The 21,195-nt window shown below is 69.3% G+C and carries 17 protein-coding genes; 3 read left to right on the top strand and 14 right to left on the bottom strand.

The features are described from left to right. Positions 1-141 precede the first annotated feature (141 nt). From DSM100685_RS08110 to mraZ, 12 genes are all read right to left on the bottom strand, one after another. Positions 142-1,467, bottom strand: a complete 1,326-nt coding sequence (locus DSM100685_RS08110) for a cell division protein FtsQ/DivIB (protein ID WP_152350841.1) — start codon at positions 1,465-1,467, stop codon at positions 142-144. After that, positions 1,464-3,041 carry a UDP-N-acetylmuramate--L-alanine ligase gene (murC, locus tag DSM100685_RS08105; protein ID WP_152350850.1) on the bottom strand — a complete coding sequence of 526 codons (1,578 nt, stop codon included), beginning with the start codon at positions 3,039-3,041 and terminating at the stop codon, positions 1,464-1,466. Before murC ends, DSM100685_RS08110 begins: the two co-directional genes overlap by 4 nt. A 183-nt stretch (positions 3,042-3,224) precedes the next feature. Further along, complete coding sequence (locus tag DSM100685_RS08100; RefSeq protein ID WP_152350840.1) at positions 3,225-4,397, bottom strand: UDP-N-acetylglucosamine--N-acetylmuramyl-(pentapeptide) pyrophosphoryl-undecaprenol N-acetylglucosamine transferase; 1,173 nt, start codon at positions 4,395-4,397, stop codon at positions 3,225-3,227. Between the two features lie 90 nt (positions 4,398-4,487). Then, a complete protein-coding gene (locus DSM100685_RS08095; RefSeq protein WP_204314322.1) occupies positions 4,488-5,729 on the bottom strand; it encodes a peptidoglycan glycosyltransferase FtsW in 1,242 nt (413 codons plus the stop codon). Further along, complete coding sequence (gene murD / locus DSM100685_RS08090; protein ID WP_163201021.1) at positions 5,713-7,158, bottom strand: UDP-N-acetylmuramoyl-L-alanine--D-glutamate ligase; 1,446 nt, start codon at positions 7,156-7,158, stop codon at positions 5,713-5,715. The genes DSM100685_RS08095 and murD overlap by 17 nt, the downstream gene beginning before the upstream one ends. Before the next feature lie 89 nt (positions 7,159-7,247). Beyond that, the gene (gene mraY, locus DSM100685_RS08085; protein ID WP_152350838.1) at positions 7,248-8,348 is read right to left on the bottom strand and encodes a phospho-N-acetylmuramoyl-pentapeptide-transferase; all 1,101 of its coding nucleotides are present in this window, start codon (positions 8,346-8,348) and stop codon (positions 7,248-7,250) included. 51 nt (positions 8,349-8,399) lie between these two features. Next, positions 8,400-9,875: a UDP-N-acetylmuramoyl-tripeptide--D-alanyl-D-alanine ligase gene (locus DSM100685_RS08080; protein WP_152350848.1), complete on the bottom strand. Its 1,476-nt coding sequence runs from the start codon at positions 9,873-9,875 to the stop codon at positions 8,400-8,402. A gap of 77 nt (positions 9,876-9,952) precedes the next feature. After that, complete coding sequence (locus tag DSM100685_RS08075) at positions 9,953-10,840, bottom strand: UDP-N-acetylmuramyl peptide synthase (protein ID WP_152350837.1); 888 nt, start codon at positions 10,838-10,840, stop codon at positions 9,953-9,955. 64 nt (positions 10,841-10,904) lie between these two features. Then, complete coding sequence (locus DSM100685_RS08070; protein WP_152350836.1) at positions 10,905-12,710, bottom strand: peptidoglycan D,D-transpeptidase FtsI family protein; 1,806 nt, start codon at positions 12,708-12,710, stop codon at positions 10,905-10,907. Beyond that, the gene (gene ftsL / locus DSM100685_RS11130) at positions 12,710-13,354 is read right to left on the bottom strand and encodes a cell division protein FtsL (RefSeq protein WP_338070656.1); all 645 of its coding nucleotides are present in this window, start codon (positions 13,352-13,354) and stop codon (positions 12,710-12,712) included. The genes DSM100685_RS08070 and ftsL overlap by 1 nt, the downstream gene beginning before the upstream one ends. Beyond that, positions 13,354-14,538: a 16S rRNA (cytosine(1402)-N(4))-methyltransferase RsmH gene (gene rsmH, locus DSM100685_RS08060; protein ID WP_239512689.1), complete on the bottom strand. Its 1,185-nt coding sequence runs from the start codon at positions 14,536-14,538 to the stop codon at positions 13,354-13,356. The genes ftsL and rsmH overlap by 1 nt, the downstream gene beginning before the upstream one ends. Then, positions 14,538-15,014: a division/cell wall cluster transcriptional repressor MraZ gene (mraZ, locus tag DSM100685_RS08055; protein ID WP_152350835.1), complete on the bottom strand. Its 477-nt coding sequence runs from the start codon at positions 15,012-15,014 to the stop codon at positions 14,538-14,540. Before mraZ ends, rsmH begins: the two co-directional genes overlap by 1 nt. Positions 15,015-15,501: 487 nt before the next feature. Here mraZ and DSM100685_RS08050 point away from each other — a divergent pair, with 487 nt between their 5' ends. Together DSM100685_RS08050 and serA are read left to right on the top strand one after the other, a co-directional pair. After that, positions 15,502-17,781, top strand: a complete 2,280-nt coding sequence (locus tag DSM100685_RS08050; protein WP_152350834.1) for a HelD family protein — start codon at positions 15,502-15,504, stop codon at positions 17,779-17,781. A gap of 10 nt (positions 17,782-17,791) precedes the next feature. Continuing rightward, complete coding sequence (serA, locus tag DSM100685_RS08045) at positions 17,792-18,991, top strand: phosphoglycerate dehydrogenase (RefSeq protein ID WP_152350833.1); 1,200 nt, start codon at positions 17,792-17,794, stop codon at positions 18,989-18,991. Between the two features lie 179 nt (positions 18,992-19,170). Here serA and nrdR read toward each other — a convergent pair whose 3' ends face one another. After that, positions 19,171-19,614 (bottom strand): transcriptional regulator NrdR, encoded by a 444-nt coding sequence (gene nrdR / locus DSM100685_RS08040; RefSeq protein ID WP_152350832.1) that lies wholly within the window; start codon positions 19,612-19,614, stop codon positions 19,171-19,173. A 190-nt stretch (positions 19,615-19,804) separates the two neighbouring features. Then, entirely contained in the window at positions 19,805-20,140 is a 336-nt protein-coding gene (locus DSM100685_RS08035) for a LysM peptidoglycan-binding domain-containing protein (protein WP_239512690.1), read from the bottom strand. Positions 20,141-20,292: 152 nt separating this feature from the next. Here DSM100685_RS08035 and lexA point away from each other — a divergent pair, with 152 nt between their 5' ends. After that, the gene (gene lexA, locus DSM100685_RS08030; RefSeq protein WP_152350830.1) at positions 20,293-21,018 is read left to right on the top strand and encodes a transcriptional repressor LexA; all 726 of its coding nucleotides are present in this window, start codon (positions 20,293-20,295) and stop codon (positions 21,016-21,018) included. The last annotated feature ends 177 nt before the right edge of the window (positions 21,019-21,195 follow it).

Here is a 21,195-nt window from a genome sequence, read left to right as displayed (position 1 = left end):
TGTACTCATACACGGTCAACAACCGACGGTCCGTCAACCATGCCCCAGGACACATGTAAACCATGTCCCAGGAGACACCGTCAACCATGCCCCGAGACATGCGTCAACCATCCGCTGAGACTAGACATCCGGGAATGCGCGCTACTTGATGATCGGCTTTTTGGGCGAGGTGACGTCAACCTGGTGCTTGTCGCCGATGACGGCGGGGTCGTTGAGGATCTTGTCCACCTCGGCCTTCTTGAGCGCGAGCTGCGAGGCGTCGCCCCACACGACGGTGTAGTTGCCGCCGTCGAGCACGGTGGTGACCGAGTCCTGCGTCTTCGCGGTGACCGAGCTGATGCGCTGGCGCATCGATTCGGGCAGGGACGCGAGGATCTGCAGGGCCTGCTGCACGGCGCGGCTGTCGAGCCCGTCGGACACGTTGTCCACATCGATCACCGGAATGCCAGCCACGGAGGCGCCGACCGCGTTGAGCACGCGCGCCTGACTGTCCACGGCGGTCAGCGAGCCGTCGGCGGCCTTGAGCACGGCGGCGGGCTTCTGCGCGGCCACGGTGACGGTCAGGCCGTGCGGCCACTGCTTGGACACGTCCGCGGAGGTTACGCCGGGCATGGCCTTGAGGCGGTCCGCAATCGACCCGGTGGACACGACGAGCAGCGACCGGCCGGTCTGCTCGGACGCGATAGACGAGACTTGTTCGGCGGTGACCCATTCGTTGGCGCCGTGGACGCTGATCCGGTCGGCCTGCAACTTGAGCGCGGGCGAGAAGAACAGCAGCCAGACCAGCGCGCTCACCACGGCCACGACGGCCAAAGCGACGCCCGCGCGGATGAGGGCGGTCACGGCCTTGGCGCGGCGCTCCTCCTTGGCGCGAGCCGTGAACCCGATGACCTTGGGACGACGGAACGGGCCGGCGCCCTCGTCGGAACGCAGGCGCTCCCCCACCGGCCGGTCGGTGCCGAGGCCGCGCGCGTCTACGAAGCCGCCCGGCTGCGAACGCGTGGGACGGCGGCCGGCGTCGGTCGCCCACGGCGTCGATTCGACCGGACGGGACGAGGACGCGGACGCGACGGCGGACGACGACGCGGAGCGGGACGACCGAAGCGTGCGCGAGGCCTTGAGCGAACGCGGCTTGCGAACGCGGCTTGCACCGGAGCCAGCTCCGGACGCGGAGGCCACCGCAGCGGATCCGCCGGTCCTGCCGGAGCCGCTCACCTTGGCGAATCCGCCCGTGCGCGGCGCCTTCGCCGTGCCCGCGGACCGGGCCGCCCGGAAGGCACGGGCGGTGCCGGCCTTCGACAGGCCCGACGCCGCGCCGGAAACGCCGGAGGAACCGGAAACGGAGCGCGCGGAACGACCGGACCCCGAGACGGACTTCGAGGAGGCCTTCGCGGCGGGTTTCGCCGCCGCCTCGGACCGGGCGCGCCGGCCTTCGGACTCGCCGGAGGAGACGACGCGTCCGGTCATTGCCGCTCCGCGTTCGAGGAGGAGTCGTGGACCTGGTGCATTTCGCGGTGCGCCTCGAGCACGCGCAGCATGACGGTGGCCATCTGGGTCACGTCGCCGGCGCCGACGGTGAACAGCACGTCGCCGCGGTGGGCGCGCATGCACAGCATCTTGGCCGCCTGGCACATGTCCGGCACGGCGCGGATCCAGTCGCCGGCGGGCTCGTGAGCGATGCCGGCCGCGGCGTCCACCACGGTCTGCCCGCCGATGCCCGGGAAGTCCTCGGCCTTTTCACGGGCCGGGAAGATGCAGGTGACGATCACGTCATCCGCCTTGGCGAGGGCCTCGGCGAATTCGCGCGCGAAGAACTTGGTACGGGAGAACAGGTGCGGCTGGAACAGCACGCGCAGCGTGGAGTCCGGGTAGCGGCGGCGGGCGGCGTCGAGCAGGGCCGCGATCTCGGTGGGGTGGTGCGCGTAGTCGTCCACCACGGTCACGCCCTCCACGCTGCCGCGGATCTGGAAGCGGCGCGCGGCGCCCTTGAAGTCGGCGGCGGCCTTGGCGGCGGCGTCCGGGTCCATGCCGAGCAGCGCGGCCGCGAGGATGGCGGCGGTGGCGTTGCGCGCGTTGTGCACGCCCGGGATGACAAGGGACACCGGCACGTCGCGCGCGGGGGCGTCTGCAGCCAGCAGGCCCGCGGGAATGTGGACGGTGAAGCGCTCCGCACCGGATTCGGCGGCCTCGCGCTCGTGCTCGATCGTCACGACCGCCTCCACGGCGCCGCGCACGGCTTCGGGCAGCGCGTCCGGACCGGCGGTGGTGTACACGACGGTGCGCGCGGCCACGTCGGCCGGCAGCTGGGCGAGCACGTCGAGCGCGCCGGCGTCGTCGCCGCAGATGACCACATGGCCCTGCGCGTGGCCGGCGTGCTCCACGAACGCGGCATGGTAGTGCGCGGCATCGCCGTAGTGGTCCAGATGGTCCGGTTCGGCATTGGTGATGATGGCGACGGCGGGACGGTACTTTTCAAAGCTGCCGTCGGATTCGTCCGCCTCGGCCACGAGCACGTCGCCGCGGCCCGCATGGCCGCCGTCGCGGGTGCCGCCGTCCGGGGTCTGGATGGAGCCGCCGATCGCGTAGCTCGGATCGGCCAGCGCGCCGGCGCCGGCGTTGACGAGGATGTGGGCCAGCAGGGCGCTGGTGGTGGTCTTGCCGTGGGCGCCGGCCACGGTCACGCCGCGCTTGGCGGCGAGCAGCAGGGCGAGGATGTCGCTGCGGTGTACGATGCGCGCCCCGGCCTCGTGGGCGGCCACGATCTCCGGGTTGTCCGGCTTGATGGCGCTGGAGAAGACCACGGTCTTCGCGCCGGCCACGTTTTCCGCCTTCTGGCCGATGTGCACGGTGATGCCGAGCTCCTTCAGGCGGTCGGTCTTGGCGCTCTCCTCGCGGTCCGAACCGGCGACGGCCACGCCCTCCTCGTGGAGCATCTCGGCGAGCACGCTCATGCCGGCGCCGCCGATGCCGATGAAATGCGTGGGGCCCAGATCCGCCACGGTTTCGCCGGGGGCGAAGGACGCATGGGTGGGATCAAGCACAATGGTGGATTCGGTCACGGGACAACTCTCCTTGCACGTTTCGACTGGGCCGCGGCAACCGGGCCGCGGCCCCAAACAGGCCGACTTTCATTATGGCCGCGCCACGCGACCGATTCCAACGTTTCCCTTCGCCGGCCATCGGCCGGGAACGGGCCGTGGCCGGAAGTGGGCTAACGGATCAGGCTAGCGGATCAGGCCCAGCACGCGCTCGGCCATGACGGCGGCGGCGTCGCGGATGCCGTAGCCCCACGCGGCCTTGCCCATGGCGGCGAGGCGCTCGTGGTCGGCCAGCAGCGCGGGCACGTGCCCGGTCACCCACTGCGCGGTGAACTCGTCGTCGGCCACCATGAGGCCGCCGCCCGCCTCCACGACCGGCTGTGCGTTGAAACGCTGCTCGCCGTTGCCGATCGGCAGCGGGACGTACACGGCGGGCAGGCCCAGCGCGGCGATCTCGCTGACGGATCCGGCGCCGGAGCGGCAGATCACCAGATCGGCGCACGCGAACGCGAGGTCGATGCGCTCCAGATATTCGACGGCGTGGTAGTCGCCCTGCCCGACCGTGTCGATGCCGAGCCCGTTGAGCACGTCCGCGCCGGCGGACCGCGTGACGAGCCGCTTGACCTCGTCGAGCTTGCCGCGGCCGGTCAGGTGGACCACCTGCGCGTGGGCGAGCAGCTCGCGGGCGGATCCGGCGACGGCCTCGTTGAGGCTCTGCGCGCCGAGCGAGCCGCCGGTGACGAGCACGAGCGGTCGGGTCGGGTCGACGCCCAGCTTGGAGGCGGCCTCCACGCGGGCGAGCTGCGGGTCCTTGTCGAGGCGCGCGGCGAGCGAGGCGATGGCGGGTCGCAGCGGCAGGCCCACGCGCTCCACGACCGTGCCCTTGCCCGGCTTCAGGCCCGTGTTCTCGTAGGCGGTGCCGATGAAGTCCGCCCAGCGGGCGCCGAGCTTGTTGGCCATGCCGGCGCGCGCGTTCTGCTCGTGGATGGCCACGGGAAGGCCCATCTTCTTCGCCGCGCGGTAGACCGGTGCGGAGATGTAGCCGCCGAAGCCGCACACCACGTCCGCCTCGCGGGCCCTGAGGATGGCCTTGACCCTGCGCACCTCGCGCGTCCAGCGGAACGGGAACTTGAACGCCGCCGCGTTGATCGAACGCGGGAACGGCACCTTGTCGATGGTGTCCATCTCGTAGCCCGCGGCGGGCACGAGCTGATTCTCGAGACCGGTGGTGCCGCCCAGCACGGTGACGACGGCGTCGGGGCGGACGGCCTTGATCGCATTGGCGACGCTCAGCAGCGGATTGACGTGGCCGGCCGTGCCGCCGCCGGCCAGCACCACATGAACCTTCTTTTCACTCATGCAAGACAGCATAATCCCCGCGGGCCCGTTTGTGGGGCAGGTCGCCCAACTTTGCCGGCCGGGTCGGATGCGCGGGCCAAACGCCGCGGCCTACGCCCTGACGAGCGCCGCCTTGATGTCCTGCTGCGCTCGCATCATGCGCACGGCCACGCCGGACGCGCCCAGACACATGACGAGCGCGGATCCGCCGGCGGACACGAACGGCATGGGCAGGCCCATGACCGGCAGGAGGCCGAGCACGACGGCGATGTTGATGAGCGCCTGGCCGACGATCCACCCGGCGATGCACACCATGACCATGCGCGCGTAGGCGTCGCGGCACTGCAGGGCCACGCAGATCAGGCACCAGCCCATGACCACGAAGCCGATGACGAGCAGGCTCGCCCCCACGAAGCCGAGCTCCTCGCCGATGATGGCGAAGATGAAGTCGTTGTGCGCCTCGGGCAGGTAGTTCCACTTTTCGCGCGAGTTGCCGAGCCCCACGCCGAACAGGCCGCCGGAGCCCATGGCGAAGGTGCCGTGGATGGACTGGAAGCACACGCTCTGCGCGTCCTCCGCCGAGCAGGTGCCGTACGTGGCGAGGATGCGGGACATGCGGTTGCCGCTGCCGAGCACGAAGAGGCCCACGATGGCCGCAAAGCCCAAAAGACACGCCCCGCCGAGCCATTTGAGCGGGAAGCCGCCGATGAGGAAGGCGAGCATGCAGATGAGCACGATGATCATGGCGGTGCCGAGGTCCTTGCCCGCCATGACGAGCAGGAAGCTGCCGCCCGCCACGATGAACGGCAGCAGGTACGCCTTGTAGAAGGGCATGGAGCGCATGCGCCGCTGGGCGAGGAGCATGCCGCTCGGCAGCCAGATGCACAGGGCGAGCTTGAGCATCTCGGCGGGCTGGAAGGTGAAGCCGAACACGCGGATCCAGCCGCTGTTGCCGCCCGCGCCGGTGCCGAGCGGCGTCATGGTGAGGGCCTGCACGAACCACGAGACGCCGACGATCCACAGCCCGAACCTCTGATAGAACGCGCGGGGCAGGTGCATGGTCGCGAACGCGAAGCCGCATCCGATCGCGCAGAAGATGGCCTGGTCGCGCAGTTCGTTCCACGGCGACTGCTTGTTGGAGACCGCATCCACCGTGGAGCTGGAAAACACCATGAGCAGGCCGAAGATCGTGACGACGGCCACGGCGGCCATGAAGCCCCAGTAGCACCACAGCGGGTTGAGCAGGGTGCGCAGGCCGGTGTAGCGGCTTTCGCCGCGACGGGCCGTGGACGCGGCGGGGCCGGCGGAGGACTTCGCCGCCGACGTGCGGACGGGCTTAGCGCTCTTCGGCATGCTCACGCACCCAACGGGTCGCAGCGGCGGCGAAGCGGTCACCTCGATCCGCGTACGACTTGAACTGGTCGAACGACGCGCAGGCGGGGGCCATGAGCACCACGCTGCCGGGCTTGGCGTACGCGCCGGCCGCGTCCACGGCCCGTTCCATGACGGTGGCGTCGTCCCCGTCCGGGTCGATGACCGTCAGGGGGATGTCCGGGGCGCTGGCGGCGAACGCGTCGAGCATGGGCCGCTGGTCCTTGCCGATGATCACGGCTGCGGCGATGGTATGCGCCTGGTCGGCCACGAGGTCCTCGAAGCGGCTTCCCTTGGCCAGCCCCCCGGCGATCCACACCACGGACTTGGGGCCGAAGCTGGACAGGGAGGCGTGCGCGGCGTGCGCGTTGGTGGCCTTGGAGTCGTCCACGAAGCGGATCGACTCGGCCGGCGTGGCGCCCTTGAGCGCGGCGACGGTGACGATGCGATGGCCGCCGGGGGCGAACTCCTGCAGCGCGCGGACGGCCGGCTCGACGGGCGCGCCGTAGCCGAGAGCGAGCGCGAGGGCGGTCAGGCCGTCGGCGAGCAGATGCGGGTAGACGGTGCCGTCCGGCTCCGTCAGGTGGCGGAACGAGGAGACGGGCGCGAGACGGTTCGCCTCGCCGGCGGGCTTGCCGGCCACACCGCTCATGTCGACCACCCAGCCGTCCTCAACGCCGATCTGGCCGGCCTCGGGGGCATGCAGGGTGAAGCCGATGCGACGGCATCCGGGCGCGGGTTCTGCGGCGCGGGCGATGGCCGTCACGCGCCCGTCGTCCGCGTTGTAGACCAGCGCGCGCTTGACGCCGCGGTACACCTTGGACTTGTCGTGTGCGTAGTTGTCGAAGCCGCCGTGCCAGTCGAGGTGGTCGTCGGCGAGGTTGGTGATGACCGCGCAGTCGAGTTCGAGCGAGTCGGTGAAGTGCAGCTGGAAGGAGCTCAGCTCCACACACAGCACGTCGTGCGACGGGTCCACGGCGGCGTGCGAGACGGCCTTGCCGATGTTGCCCACGGCGGGCGCGTTGAGGCCCGCGGCGGTGAGCATGGCGGAGGTCATCTCGGTGGTGGAGGTCTTGCCGTTGGTGCCGGTGATGCCGATCCATCCGGCGGGCCGTCCGGTCCTCGCGTTGTCCGCGCGCAGCATCCACGCGAGCTCCACCTCGCTGACCACGGGGATGCCGCGGCGCTGGGCCTCGAGGATGAACGGGGTGCGCGGGTTGAAGACCGGCGAGGTCATGACGAGGTCCACGTCGTCCCACGGGATCCGGTCGAAGGACTTCAGGTCGGCGTCGTCGCGGCGCTCGTCCACGCCGATCACGCGCCTGGCCCGTCCGGCCAGCACCTCGCGCACGCTTCGTCCGGACACGCCGAGCCCGGCGACCAGCACGGTCTTGTCGCTCATATCGATCATCGTCACATCACTCCCCTGCACTCAGGCATCGTTCAGCACTGGTCTAGCACAATTTTGCCGGCGATTTCCCGGCGCGGCCCCCGCACGGCTCACAGCAGGCCGGAGCGCGCGGCCCAGTCCCAGTAGAAGAGCACCAGGGCGAGCAGCACGAAGATGATCTCGATCATCCAGAAGCGCACCACCACGCGCGTCTCGGGCCAGCCGCACAGCTCGAAGTGGTGGTGGATGGGCGCCATCTTGAACACGCGCCTGTGCGTGAGGTGGAACGAGGTGATCTGGATGACGTCCGAGCACACCTCGATGACGAACAGACCGCCCAGGATGATGGCGAGGAACTCGGTGTGCGTGGCGATGGACAGGGCCGCGAACAGGCCGCCCAGGGCCAGCGAGCCGGTGTCGCCCATGAAGATCTCGGCCGGGTTGGCGTTGTACCACAGGAAGCCGAAGCAGGCGACGGCCGCGCACACAGCGATGATGGTGAGGTCCAGCGGGTCGGACACGGCGTAGGAGAAGCCCTCGTGCGTGCCGCCCTTGATGTGGTAGCTCTCCCAGAACGCGATGATGGCGAAGCCGACGAACGCGATCATGGAGCTGCCCGCCGCGAGTCCGTCGAGGCCGTCGGTGAGGTTCACGGCGTTGGTCCACGCGGTCATGAGCAGGTTCACCCAGATGACGAACAGCACGATGGCCACCGCGCGCCCGGCGAAGTCGAAGGTGAGGAACGGCGTCTCGATGAAGCTCATGCCCGGCTGCGCGCTCGGCATGCCGGACTTGGTGGGCACGAGCAGCGCCAGCACGGCGTACGCGGTGGCGAAGACGAACTGGCCGATGAACTTGCCGTGGATCGTCAGGCCCTCGTTCTGCTTCTTGCGCACCTTGGCGAAGTCGTCGATGAAGCCGAGCAGGCCCATGGACAGCATGGCGAACAGCACGAGCACCGCGGACCACGAAGGCACGTCGCCGGAGCGCGCGTAGCGGTACAGCGCCGAGGCGCCCCAGCCGAGCAGGATGGCGAGGTTGATGACCACGCCGCCGAGGGTGGGGGTGCCACGCTTGACCTGATGCGACTTCGGGCCGTCCTGGCGGATGTACTGACCGTAGTGCAGCTTGTGCACCAGCCGGATCAGCAACGGCGTGCACACCAGCGTCACGATGAGCGACACCAGCATTCCGATGATGAGCGCAATCACTGTTCTTTCCCTCTCGCTTGTCGGTTTTCGAAGCTTTCCTACGCCGCTTTCCTACGCCCAGCGCTCGGCCAGGGCGCTCAGGCCCGAGGCGTGCGATCCCTTGAGCAGCACGACCGGATCGGCCGCCGCGGAGGCGAAGTCCGCCACGGCGCGGTCGGCGGCGTCCACGTCGTGCACCAGTTCCACCTTCGCGCATCCGGCCTCGCGGGCCCCGTCGGCGATGTCCGCCGCGAGCGCGTCCAGCTCGGGGTCGGCCGCGGAGCCGACGGCGATGACGGCGTCGAGCCCCAGTCCGGCCGCGTACGCGCCGACGCCGCGGTGCAGGCGGGCCGAATCCGCGCCGAGCTCGAGCATCGCGCCGAGCACGGCCGCGCGGGCCGGCTGCGGGTCGCGGGAGGCGCCCCACGCGGCGAGCCCGTCGAGGCCGGCGCGCATGGAGTCGGGGTTCGCGTTGAACGAGTCGTCGATGAGCGTGAACGCCGCGCCGCCGCGCTCCACGCGGCTGACGGCCATGCGGTGCGGGCTGATGTGCCTCTGGTCCTCGAGCACGCGTGCGATGCGCTCGAGCGGCAGGCCGAGCCGGTGCGCCACGGTGGCGGCGGCCAGCGCGTTGGTCACGTTGTGGTCGCCGCAGATCGCGAGGTGGACGGGCACGGCGGCCTTGCCGTCGCTCAGCGTGAAGAAGGGGTGGTCGAGCTCATCGTGGCGCACGTCGCGGGCCTCGAGGTCGAGCGGACGGCCGTCATGCTCCGCCTCGCGGCCGAACCACGTCACGTCGCCGGGGGCGATGGACGCCATGGCGGCCACGTGCGCGTCGTCCGCGTTGAGCACAGTCGAGCCGCCGGCGACCTCGCCGCGCACGATCTCGCTCTTGGCCTGCGCGATGCGCTCCACCGAGCCGAACTCGCCCAGATGGGCCACGCCCACCTTGAGGACCACGGCCACGTCGGGCGGGGCGATGGTGGTCAGGTACGCGATCTCCCCCACGTGGTTCGCGCCCATCTCCGCCACGAAGTAGCGCGTGGCCGCGTTGACCTTGAGCGAGGTGAGCGGCAGGCCGATCTCGTTGTTGAACGAGCCGACTGGCGCCACGGTGGGGCCGAGCTCGGCGAGCATGGCCCTCAAAAGGTCCTTGGTGGTGGTCTTGCCCACGGAGCCGGTGATGCCGACGATGGTGAACGGCTCGCCGGACGCGCGGCGGCGTTCGATGTTGTGCCGGGCCAGCGCGCCCAGCGCCTTGACGCTGTCGTCCACGACGATCTGCGCGACCGGGGCGTCCACCTCGTGCTCGACGACCGCGGCCGCCGCTCCCTTGGCGGCCACGGAGGCCACGTAGTCGTGGCCGTCCACGCGCTCGCCTCGGATGGCGAAGAACACCGAGCCCTCGCCGGCCTGGCGGGAGTCGCTCACCGCGCCCGTCGCCACGGGGCCGGCGGCCCCGGCGGGACGCGCGCCCTCCCCGGTAGCGGGCATGACCAGCCGGCCTCCCACCGCCTCGGCCACTTCGGCGAGGGACATGGACATCATCTTGGGTTCGCACACGGTCGGTACAGCCTTTCGGGAATCTTGGTTTGTTTGGGTGTCGGTTTGGGATTTCGCGCTCGTCATGACAGCTCCCGGGACACGCGCAGGGCGTTCTTGATGTTGCTGCGGCGCACGCCGGCCCCCATCACCATGGCGATGCTCGTGGACAGCCGCGCGACGTCCGCCCGGTCGTCCGTGCCGCTCGCCTGCATGGCCAGCATGTCGGAGTCGCTGGTGCGCCACGTCAGGTGCGTGTCCTCGCCGATCTCGAAGCCGTAGTCGCCGGCCGCGGCCTCCATGAGGCGCCGCTGCGTGTCCACGGTCAGCCGTTCGGAGGCGGCCACGGCGACCACGTCCATGCTGACCGAGCTCAGCGCGCCCGGGTGCAGGGTCTCGGCGTCCACCGCCACCACCACGGCCGCGGCGCCGTCCTCCGCGCACACGGCGAGCGAGTGCTGCACCTCGAACGTGTTGAGGGGGCAGCGCTGGTCGAGCTCGCGGTCCAGCGAGTAGGAGCCCTTGGCGCTGATGCGGCCCACGGGGTTGCCGAGCACGTGCAGGAATTCGGACAGCACGCGGATCGTCTCGTCCGCGTTGGGCCCGACCACGCCGAACATGGCGAGCGCGTCGGAGGGCTTGCCGGCGAGTTCGGCCGCGAGCTGGCCGAGCCGGCGCGCGTCGAGGTCGCCGTAGAGGACCGGCAGGTCGGCGTCCGCCAGACGGGCCCGTGCGGCGATGGGCGCGAGCACCGCGTAGGCGCCGCGGTTGAGCGCCCGGCGCAGCAGCTCCGGGGTCGGGTCCACGCCGAGCGGCACGTACAGGGCGCCCGGGCGGACGGACTCGAGGTCGTCGGCGAGCGAGGTGATGGTCGTCGGCGAGGCGAAGTCCGGCTGGAGGACCAGCCCGTACCGGCTGCACAGCGTCCCCAGCGTCATGCGCTGCATCAGCGATTCGTTCACCGCACCCATGTCGTCCGCCTTTCTGCCGCGACGTTCCCGTTGCCTTCCATTGTCATCGTCTCCTCGGACCGCCTCACCAGTCGGTCGGAATCGCGTCCGTGCGCGGCGAGGAGGGCGCCACCTCGTACTTCTGCATGAGGAACTGGGCGATCTGCGCGAACACGGGGCCCGCGGTCACGCCGCCGTAGGTGCCGGTCGGGTCCTTGAGCACCACGGTGATCACGAACTGCGGGTTGTCCGCCGGGATGACGCCCAGCCAGTCGGCCACGATGGAGGTGAGCGCCCCGGAATCGCCCGCGACTTCGGCGGTGCCGGTCTTGGCGGCCACGCGGTAGCCGGGCACGGAGACGGTCTTCGAGTAGTCCTCCGCCACGGATTCCATGGCGTTGAGCACGTCGGCGGCCACCTTTTCGTCCACCACGCGCTCGCCGTTGCCGGTCTTGGTCTCCGTCTCCTTGCCGTTGGCGTCGACGACCGACTTGATGAGCCGCTGCTGCGGCTTGACGCCCTTGTTCGCCAGCGTCTCGCCGATGCTGTTGAGCTGCAGGGCGGTCACGGAGTAGCCCTGGCCGAACAGCACGGTGTTGCGCGTGCGGCGGTCCCACTGGTCGGCGGAGGTGAGCGCGCCCGGGGATTCGCCGGGCAGGCCGAGGCCGGAGGTCTTGCCCACGCCGAACTTGGCGAGGTACTGGTAGCGCAGGTCGTCGGAGTAGTTCTTCGAGGCCATGATCATGCCCACGTTGGAGGAGTTCTGCAGGATGCCGGCGAGCGTCCACTTGGACGTGCCGTGCTCGTGCGAGTCCTTGTAGGTCTGCCCGTCCTCGGTGAGCGTGGACGGCACCGAGAACTGGTCGGACGCCTGGTGCAGGCCCTCCTGCAGCAGGCCGGCCATGGTGATCACCTTGCCGGTGGAGCCCGGGTCGAACAGCTCGGTGCCCACGCGCGAGGTGTGCATCTTGGCCTCGGAGCTGCCGGCCTCGTACTGATCGGAGTCCGCCAGGGCGAGGATGTCGCCGTTCACCCGGGACACCACGGCCATGGCCCACTTGGCGTTGTACTTGGCCTTCGCCTGCTTGACCGCGTCCTCCACGTACCACTGCACGTCGCGGTCCACGGTGAGCTTGACGGTCGATCCGTTGACGGGGTCGACCGACTGGGTCTCCGTGCCGGGGATCTTCTGGCCGAGGTTGCCGCGCTGGTAGATCTGGTAGCCGTCGGTGCCGGTGAGCGTGGAGTCCTCCATCTGCTCCAGGCCGGAGACGCCGGAGCCGTCGTCGTTCACGCCGCCCAGGACCGTGCCGAGCAGGCTGCCGTTCGGGTACGTGCGCTGGCTCGAGTTCTGCGCGCTGATCACGCTGCTGATGTGCAGCGCGTCGATCTGGCGCTTGACGGCGGGCTCCACGTCCTTGGCGATCACCACGTAGCGGCTGGTGCCGGTGAGCTTGGCGCCGAGCTCCATGGCGCTCACGCCGAGCACCGGGGCGAGCAGGCGGGCCACGGCCGCCGGGCCGGTCTCCCCCACGTTCTGCCCGTCGATGCTGTGGCAGTAGCCGTACGCCTTGGCCGTCGAGGTGCCGCAGTCCACGGGCTCGAAGGTGCTGGCGACGAGCGGGTCGCCGATGATGGTGTAGCGCTCCACGCTTTGGGCGAGCACGTTGCCGTTGACGTCCACGATCGACCCGCGCTGCGCGGACAGCGTCGCCTTGACCGTGCGGCTGTTCGTGGCGGCCTGCGCGGTGGACGATCCCTCGAGCAGCTGGATGTAGGCGAGCTTGCCCAGCGAGACGCACGCGATGACGGCGAACACCAGGGAGACCGCCATCACGCGGTTGAAGAACGGCGTGTGCCTGGCGAGGATGCGCTTGAACGTTCCGCCCATCACTGTCCTTCCGTGGTTTGCTGCTGGTTCTGGGACTGGGTCTGCTGGCCTTGGTTCTGCGTCTGCGCGGCCTGCGCGGAGGCGTCGTCGGCCGGCGGCTGGTAGCCCTGCAGGTCGATGGACAGCGTGCCCTGCTGCGGCACCATGCCCATCTCGGTCGCCTTCTGCGGCAGCTGGGCCTCAAGGCGGTCCAGCTCGCTCTGGTAGGTCTGCGAGTCCTGGGTGAGCATGGCGATCGACTTGTTCACGCGAGCCGCCTCGAAGGAGTACTCGACCATCTGCGTGCGCAGGGCGAGCGTGCCGAGCAGCGTGCCCATGAGGAACACCGCGGCGACCACCGTGGTGAGGAACGGCGAGCGGCGGCCCACCACCCACGCGATCAGGCGCTGGAAGCCGTCGGTGACGGCCTCGGCGTCGATCCGGCGCTTGCCGCGGCCCTGTACCACGTGCAGCTCGGGCCGGCGGGTGGCGGCGGTCTCGGCGTGCGGGCGGCTCTTGGTCCGCGCGACGGACGATCCGGGCGCGGAGGAGGCGATGCGCGCGCTTTCGCCGGTGTTCGGCGCGGACGCGACTGCGAACGCGGACCGCGCGGCGCGCGGCGCGGACGACGAGGCCGTGCGGGCCTTGCGCAATGCTGCGGGCATCATCTCCTCCTTTCGTATGACGATGCGGACGACTTGGACGACTTGCGGGACGGTCTGCGGCCACGGGACGAGCCGGCCGCTCCGGAGCCGCCGGCGGACTCTCCGGCCGCGTCGCGGGCGAACTGCCTGCGCCAGCGGTCGGGCAGCGGGCGGACGAGCTCCACGGCCCTCAGGCGCACGGACGCCGAACGCGGATTGGCGGCGATCTCGGCCTCGTCGGCCTTGACCGCGCCGCGCGTCAGGTCCCTGAAGAACGGCTGCGCGTCCTCGGGGATGACCGGCAGGCCGGCCGGCACGTCCGCGGTCAGCCCCTGCGCCATGAAGCGCTTGACCGTGCGGTCCTCGAGGGAGTGGTACGACTCGACGACGATGCGGCCACCCACGGCGAGGTGCAGGGCCGCCTCGGGCAGCGTGCGCGCGAGCTTGTCCAGCTCGCCGTTGACCTCGATGCGCAGCGCTTGGAACACGCGCTTGGCGGGGTTGCCGGCCGGGCGGTGGGCCTGCGGCACCACGTCGTCCACGAGCCGGTTGAGCTGGCCCGAGGTGGTCAGGATCTCGCCGTGCTCGCGGTCGCGCACGATGCGCGCGGCGATCTGGCGGGCGAAGCGCTCCTCGCCGTATTCGCGGAAGATGCGCGCGAGGTCCTGCGCCGTGTAGCGGGCGAGCACGTCCGCGGCGGTGAGCGGCTGCGAGGGGTCCATGCGCATGTCGAGCGGGGCGTCGTGCGAATAGGAGAAGCCGCGGTCGGTCTCGTCGATCTGCAGGCTGGACAGGCCAAGGTCCATGAACACGGCGTCCACTTCGGCGATGCCGCGGTCGTCCAGCACGTCGCCGATCGCGTCGAACGCGGCGTGCACGGGCGTGAAGCGGCCGGCGCACCCGGCGTCGCCGATGCGGCGCGTGGCCAGCGCCAGCGCCTCGGCGTCGCGGTCGATGCCGATCAGACGCGCCTCGGGGGCGGCCTTGAGGAAGGCGGTGGAGTGTCCGGCCAGCCCCAACGTGCAGTCGACCACGGTCGCGCCGGGACGGCGGGTCAGCGCCGGGGCGACGAGGGACACGCAGTCGTCGAGCAGGACGGGTCGGTGGATGCGCGCGATGGCGTCGGCGTCGCTCGCCGGGGCGCCGGCGGCCTCGGCGGCCTGCTGGGCGTCAATGCGGAAATCGGTCATACGGGCATCGGTCATCAGAAATCCACCACCGGCAGTACGTCATCGGCGATATCGGAGTACGCCGCTTCCTTTTCGTTGAGATAGGACTCCCACGCGGCGCGGTTCCACACCTCGGCGCGGGTGCCCACGCCGATCACCACGACGTCGTCGCCCAGATCGGCGTAGTCGCGCAGCATCTGGGGCACGAGCACGCGGCCCTGCTTGTCCGGCACCTCGTCGGTGGCTCCGGAGAGGAACACGCGCAGGTACTCGCGGGCGGCCTTGTTGCCGAGCGACGTGCGCTGGATCTGCGCGGCCACGCGGCGGAACTCGCTGATGGGCAGCAGGTAGACGCAGCGCTCCTGGCCGCGGGCCATCACCAGGCCGGCGCCCAGCTGGGAGCGGAACTTCGCGGGCAGCGCCATGCGTCCCTTGGCGTCGATCTTCGGCGTGTACGTGCCGAGCAGGAGCGGGGGCAGCGCGTCGAATGCTTCGTTGGATTCGTCGGCCATGTTCCCCACCTCCTTGGATTTATCAACATTTGGGCCATGCATCAGGGGTATGCGCGGCACGGGAAAAACGATCTGTGCACACCGAATGCGGGCACACTGCTCACAACGTTCCCCACTCTACCCCACTTATCCCCAAGTTGCCCCACTCCGTGGCGAAAATCATCCTCAATTCTGCACAACAGGCGTGGATGGCCTGTTTGAGCGCCGGGTTATGCACCGCGGGGTACGGCGGAGAAAGCGGGGCGAACACGACATGGGTACGGCGGGGAACGCGGGATGCAGCTCGGGACGCGCACCGGGACGCCGGGACGCGCCGGGAATTCACGCAAAGTTCAATTCGGACGCGTTCGCCCGGAGCCGGTCCGTAGGGAGGTCGGAGTACATTGGTTTACCTAGTTTTTGCCGGGGCGCGGCATCATGCGCGTTCGGGCGCGATCAGGTGCGGTCCCGGTTGGGGATCCATTGCGAGGGAGAGGGAACGAAGTCTATGTCCGGTTACGCGTCCCAGTTGAGCGAGGAGCAGCAGTCCGTCGACCGAGCCTACGGCAGGCTCGACGATCTGCGCGCCCAGGCCCGCGAACGTCTGAGCACGGTCCGCGCGGCCGGCTCGCACGGCTCCCCCACCCAGCGCACGGAACGCGACTCCTTCGCCACCATGTACGAGGACCGCCTCTCCCAGCTGCGCGCCGTGGAGGACCGTCTGGTGTTCGGCCGCCTCGACACGTCCTCCGGCGAACGCCGCTACATCGGGCGCATCGGCCTGTCCAACGAACGCCACGAGCCGATCCTGACGGACTGGCGAGCCGAGGCCGCCCGGCCGTTCTACGAGGCCACGCCGTCGAGCCACGGCGACATCGTGATGCGCCGGCACATCACGCTGAGCTTCCGCAAGGTGGTCAGCGTGGAGGACGAGGTGCTGGACGTGCATTCCGACCAGGTGGGCGCCGCCTCCTCCGCGGGCACGCTGACCGGCGAGGGGGCGCTGCTCGCCTCGCTGAGCTCCCGCCGCACCGGCAAGATGACGGACATCGTCGCCACCATCCAGGCCGAGCAGGACCGGATCATCCGCACGCGGCTCAACCGCGCCGTGGTGGTGCAGGGAGGCCCGGGCACCGGCAAGACCGCCGTGGCGCTGCACCGCGCCGCCTACCTGCTGTACACGCACCGCCGCGCGCTGGAGCGCTCGGGCGTGCTCGTGGTGGGACCGTCCTCCGCGTTCCTGCACTACATCGACCAGGTGCTGCCCTCGCTCGGCGAGACCGGCGTGGTGAGCCGCACGATCGCCGACCTCATCCCGGGCGTGGAGGCGAAGGCCACCGACTCGCCCCGCGCCGCGCAGCTCAAGGGCGACCGCCGCATGGCGTCGGCCGTGGCCAACGCTGTGGCGGCGCGCGTGCGCGTGCCCAAGGACCTGCCCACCGTGCCGGTCAACGGCTTCCCCGTGCCCATGACGGCGACGGACATCGAACAGGCGCAGATGGACGCCCGCCGCACGCGCCAGCAGCACAACAAGGCGCGCGAGACGTTCGTCAAAAGCATGCTGCGCGCCATGACGGCCCGCTACGCCGAACAGCTCGACTACACGCCGGAGCAATCGGAGCTGAGCCGCGTCACGTCGCTGCTGCGCATGAACGACAAGGTGCGCACCACGCTCAACCTCGCGTGGCTGCCCATGAACCCGGAGTGGCTCATCGACAACATGTTCTCCAAGCCCAAGCGGCTCAAGCGCTTCGCCCCGTGGCTCACGGACGACGACGTGGAGGCGCTGACCCGCGAGAAGGGCTCGCCGCTGACCCGCTCGGACATCCCGCTGCTCGACGAGGCGTACGAGCTGCTCGGCCCCGACCCGAAGCTCGCGAACCGGAACGCCGCGGCCGACGCGCAGCGCGCCGCCGAGGAGCAGTACGCTCGCGACACGCTCGCGCAGGCCGGCATCGGTTCGGGCATCGTCACCTCCTCCATGCTCGTGGACCAGATGAACGGCGTGGACGACGAGACCGCCGCCCAGCGCGCGGCCTCCGACCGCGAGTGGACGTACGGCCACATCGTGGTCGACGAGGCGCAGGAGCTCACCGCGATGGACTGGCGCATGCTCATCCGCCGCTGCCCGTCGCGCTCGTTCACCATCGTGGGCGACGTGGCACAGACCTCGGCGCTGGGCGGCACCCGCCACTGGGCGAAGACGCTGGACCCGCTGTTCGGCGCGGACAACTGGGATCTGAACGAGCTGACGATCAATTACCGCAACCCGCAGGAGGTCTCCGACATGGCGGCGGCGTTCGCCACGGCGGAGGGCCTGTACATCTCCACGGTGAACGCGGTGCGCCAGGTGCCCGGCTCGGTGCAGCGCCTGCTGGCCGAGGACGACGACGATCTGGTGCGCCGCGCCGCCAAGACCGCCGCGAGGCTCGCGCAGGAGTTCGTGTCCGCGGACGGCACGGGCCGCGTGGCGCTCATCGCGCCGGCCGCGCGTCTGGGCGCGCTGCGCAAGGCCGTGTCCAAGGCCGTGGCGAAGACGCTGGGCGAGGCGAACGCGAAGCGGCTCGAATCGCAGGGCGCGTGGGACCGTCAGGTGGTGGTGTGCGACACCGAGGAGGTCAAGGGCCTCGAATACGACGCGGTCGTGGTGGTGCAGCCGGGCGAGATCGAAAACGAGGCGGCGTCCCGTCTGGTGGCGGCCTCCGACCTGTACGTGGCCATGACGCGACCGACCCAGCGCCTGACCATAGTGCGGACCGAACGCGACGCGGACGACCTCCCCCTCTAAAGTAGGTGCCATGCCTAAAGCTTTATTGTTGGAGAACATCCATCCCTTCGCCGCCGAGAGCCTGCGCAACCATGGTTTTGAAGTCGAGACCATGAAGGGCGCCCTCAGCGAGGACGAGCTCATCGACGCGCTGGACGGCGTGGATCTGCTGGGCGTGCGCTCGAAGACCAACGTCACCGCCAAGGTGGTGGCCGCCCGCCCGAACCTCACGGCCGTGGGATGCTTCTGCATCGGCACCAACCAGGTGGATCTGACCGCCGCCGGCAAGCAGGGCATCGCCGTATTCAACGCGCCCTACTCCAACACCCGCTCGGTGGTGGAGCTGGTGATCTGCGACATCATCTGCCTGATGCGCCGCATCCCGGCCCACACGCACCACATCAAGCAGGGCATGTGGGACAAGTCCGCGTCCGGCTCGCACGAGGTGCGCGGCAAGACGCTGGGCATCATCGGCTACGGCAACATCGGCTCTCAACTGTCCGTGCTGGCCGAGGCGCTCGGCATGCGCGTGGTGTTCTACGACCTCGAGGAGAAGCTGGCGCTCGGCAACGCCGCGCGCTGCAACACCCTCAACGAGCTGCTCGAACAGTCGGACGCCGTCACGCTGCACGTGGACGGCCGCAAGTCCAACACCGGCTTCTTCGGGGAGGACCAGTTCGCCCACATGAAGCAGGGCGCCATCTTCATCAACCTGTCGCGCGGCTTCGTGGCCGACCTCGACGCCCTGAAGCGCCACCTCGACTCCGGCCACCTCGCCGGCGCGGCGGTGGACGTGTTCCCGGTCGAGCCGAAGAAGAGCGGCGACCCGTTCCACACCCCGCTGGCCGGTGAGGACAACATGATCCTCACCCCGCACATCGGCGGCTCCACGCTGGAGGCCCAGGAGGCCATCGGCCACTTCGTCGCGCAGCGCCTCGAGGACTACGTGGAGAAGGGCTCCACATCCCTGTCCGTGAATGTGCCCCAGCTCAATCTGGGACCGCACACCGGCGTGGCTCGCATCGCCCACCTGCACGAGAACCTGCCCGGCGTGCTCGCCCGCGTGAACCACGTGCTCGGCGACGAGAACATCAACATCTCCGCGCAGTCGCTGGCCACCGAAGGCGAGTTGGGCTACGTGGTCACCGACGTGGCCACCATGCCGAGCGACGCCACACTCGACAAGCTGGCGCACCTCGACGGCACGATCCGCATGCGCATCGTCCGCTGACCGCGCGTCATCGCCACTGCGTTTCTTGCAATCCGGAGGGAACCGCTACCGGTTTCTTCCGGATTTTTCGTTTCAAACAGCGCCAATGGCATTCGCCGACATTCGGCCTTCGCACGTCGCCATGCGAAGGCCGTCGGCTTATCCGCTTCCATCGCGGCATCGGCCAAATGGCGGTGGTGTCAGCGCTCCTTGAGCTCCTCGATGGCCTTTTCGAAGTCCTTGAGGTTGCTGAAGTTCTGATACACGCTGGCGAACCGCAGGTAGGCGACCTCGTCCAGATCGCGCAGGGGCTTCAAAATGGCCCGACCCACCTCGTCCGACTCGATCTGCGCCAGACCGCGCGAACGAAGATCCTCCTCCACGCGCTGGCCCAGCATCTTAAGATCCTCCTCGCGGATGGGACGTCCCTGACACGCCTTGCGCACGCCGGAGATGACCTTGTCCCTGCTGAAGGGCTCCACGTTGCCGGACCGCTTCACGACGAGCAGCGTGGACGTCTCCATGGTGGTGAAGCGCTTGCCGCACTTCGGGCATTCGCGGCGCCGGCGGATCGCGTGGCCATCATCGCTGATGCGCGTGTCGACGACTTTGGTGTCGGGGTTCTGACAAAAAGGACAATGCATGTACCTACAGTAACCCGTCAACCCTTTCACACGCCACCGGCGGGTTGCACGGCGACCCGTCTCCCCCATCTCGGCCGCGATCCGTGCGCTCCCCACGTTCCCCTTCGACGCATGCGGCGCATGCTTCACGAACGTCACAGCGTCATGCCTCCTCGCTCCGGCCATAACCATCCCGCCGAACGCGGCCGATTCAGGCCCACTCATCGCCGGGCTCCGGCACCATGATGCGCTGCCCCACCGAGAGCTGCGCCGAGTCGAGATGGTTGAGACGCATCAGTTCGTCCAACGTGTCGTTCACGTCCCCGCCCGCCGGTGTGGCGTTGGCCGCGAACGACCACAGCGTATCCCCCGGGCGAACCGTGTAACTGACCACGGCGCCCGATGCCTGCGACGGCCGCGCGGCATGCATGGCCACCGCACCGCCGGACATCGTCAGCAGAACGACCATCAGCAGGGCCGTCAGCCGTTCCCGCAACGCCGCCCCTGGCTTTGATGCCAACAAGACCATTCTGTGTTCCCGTATCATCACACCACTCCTTTCGAACGCCTGTGCTATAGAACACATGTTTGATTATGGCACAGTTGTTCTACGACACGCCCGACACGCTTCGAACAGATGTTTGATCTTTTTGGAAACGCACGCTACACTGTTGCCAAGCCCAGATGAAAGGAACTCCAGTGAGCACGATCCCGTTCGACACTTCACGCACAGGCGCCCGCAAGGACGAGCGGGTGCTCACCGACCGCCAGCGCCAGGTACTGGACGCCATTCGCGTGCACATGGACCGTCACGGCTTCGTACCGTCGTTCCGCGAGATCGGAGAGGCCGCGGGGCTGAAGAGCCCCTCCTCCGTCAAGCACCAACTTCAGGCGTTGGAGGAAAAGGGCTATATCCGCATGAACGCCAACAAGGGGCGCGCGATCGAACTCATCGACCAGCCAGGCGACGAACCGCGCGAAGCCACAAGGACGGCGACGATCGTGCCGTTCCCGACCAACCCGGGCAAGGATGAACCCGAATCGATCGCGCAGTCGCGCGACGTGCCCCTGGTCGGCCGCATCGCGGCCGGCGTGCCCATCACGGCTGAACAGCACGTGGAGGACGTGATGCGTCTGCCCGAACGGCTCACCGGCACCGGCAACCTGTTCATGCTGGAAGTGCACGGCGACTCCATGATCGACGCCGCGATCTGCGACGGCGACTTCGTGGTCGTCCGCGAACAGCACTCGGCCGTGAACGGCGAGATCGTTGCCGCGCTGCTGGACGGCGAAGCCACCGTAAAGACCTTCCACAAGGAGAACGGGCACGTCTGGCTCATGCCCCACAACCCGGCATATCCCCCCATCGACGGCACCCACGCCGAAATCATGGGCAAGGTCGTCACCGTCCTGCGCAAAATCTGATGATCTCGGGCTCGCCGTCTGACGGTTCCGCCGCCCGCACCCCGTTTCCGGCATACACGTCAATAGGTGCGGTGGACCACGCGTAGGCCCACCGCACCTAGGCCTACAAGCCACTCGCAAGGTGACCAAATGCGTAACGGGTCAACGTTAAGCATCATCGGGCCCACCGTCCGTGGT

The organism is Bifidobacterium avesanii, assembly GCF_009299475.1.
GTDB lineage: Bacteria > Actinomycetota > Actinomycetes > Actinomycetales > Bifidobacteriaceae > Bifidobacterium > Bifidobacterium avesanii.
This window is presented reverse-complemented; position numbering and strand designations above follow the sequence as displayed.

Excerpts from the sequence above, each read along its gene's own strand:
- DSM100685_RS08110 (WP_152350841.1), bottom strand. The coding sequence starts at position 1,467 with ATGACCGGACGCGTCGTCTCCTCCGGCGAGTCCGAAGGCCGGCGCGCC.
- DSM100685_RS08100 (WP_152350840.1), bottom strand. The coding sequence starts at position 4,397 with ATGAGTGAAAAGAAGGTTCATGTGGTGCTGGCCGGCGGCGGCACGGCC.
- DSM100685_RS08095 (WP_204314322.1), bottom strand. The coding sequence starts at position 5,729 with ATGCCGAAGAGCGCTAAGCCCGTCCGCACGTCGGCGGCGAAGTCCTCC.
- murD (WP_163201021.1), bottom strand. The coding sequence starts at position 7,158 with ATGATCGATATGAGCGACAAGACCGTGCTGGTCGCCGGGCTCGGCGTG.
- DSM100685_RS08080 (WP_152350848.1), bottom strand. The coding sequence starts at position 9,875 with ATGATGTCCATGTCCCTCGCCGAAGTGGCCGAGGCGGTGGGAGGCCGG.
- DSM100685_RS08075 (WP_152350837.1), bottom strand. The coding sequence starts at position 10,840 with ATGGGTGCGGTGAACGAATCGCTGATGCAGCGCATGACGCTGGGGACG.
- DSM100685_RS08070 (WP_152350836.1), bottom strand. The coding sequence starts at position 12,710 with ATGGGCGGAACGTTCAAGCGCATCCTCGCCAGGCACACGCCGTTCTTC.
- ftsL (WP_338070656.1), bottom strand. The coding sequence starts at position 13,354 with ATGCCCGCAGCATTGCGCAAGGCCCGCACGGCCTCGTCGTCCGCGCCG.
- rsmH (WP_239512689.1), bottom strand. The coding sequence starts at position 14,538 with ATGACCGATGCCCGTATGACCGATTTCCGCATTGACGCCCAGCAGGCC.
- mraZ (WP_152350835.1), bottom strand. The coding sequence starts at position 15,014 with ATGGCCGACGAATCCAACGAAGCATTCGACGCGCTGCCCCCGCTCCTG.
- DSM100685_RS08050 (WP_152350834.1), top strand. The coding sequence starts at position 15,502 with ATGTCCGGTTACGCGTCCCAGTTGAGCGAGGAGCAGCAGTCCGTCGAC.
- serA (WP_152350833.1), top strand. The coding sequence starts at position 17,792 with ATGCCTAAAGCTTTATTGTTGGAGAACATCCATCCCTTCGCCGCCGAG.
- nrdR (WP_152350832.1), bottom strand. The coding sequence starts at position 19,614 with ATGCATTGTCCTTTTTGTCAGAACCCCGACACCAAAGTCGTCGACACG.
- DSM100685_RS08035 (WP_239512690.1), bottom strand. The coding sequence starts at position 20,140 with ATGATACGGGAACACAGAATGGTCTTGTTGGCATCAAAGCCAGGGGCG.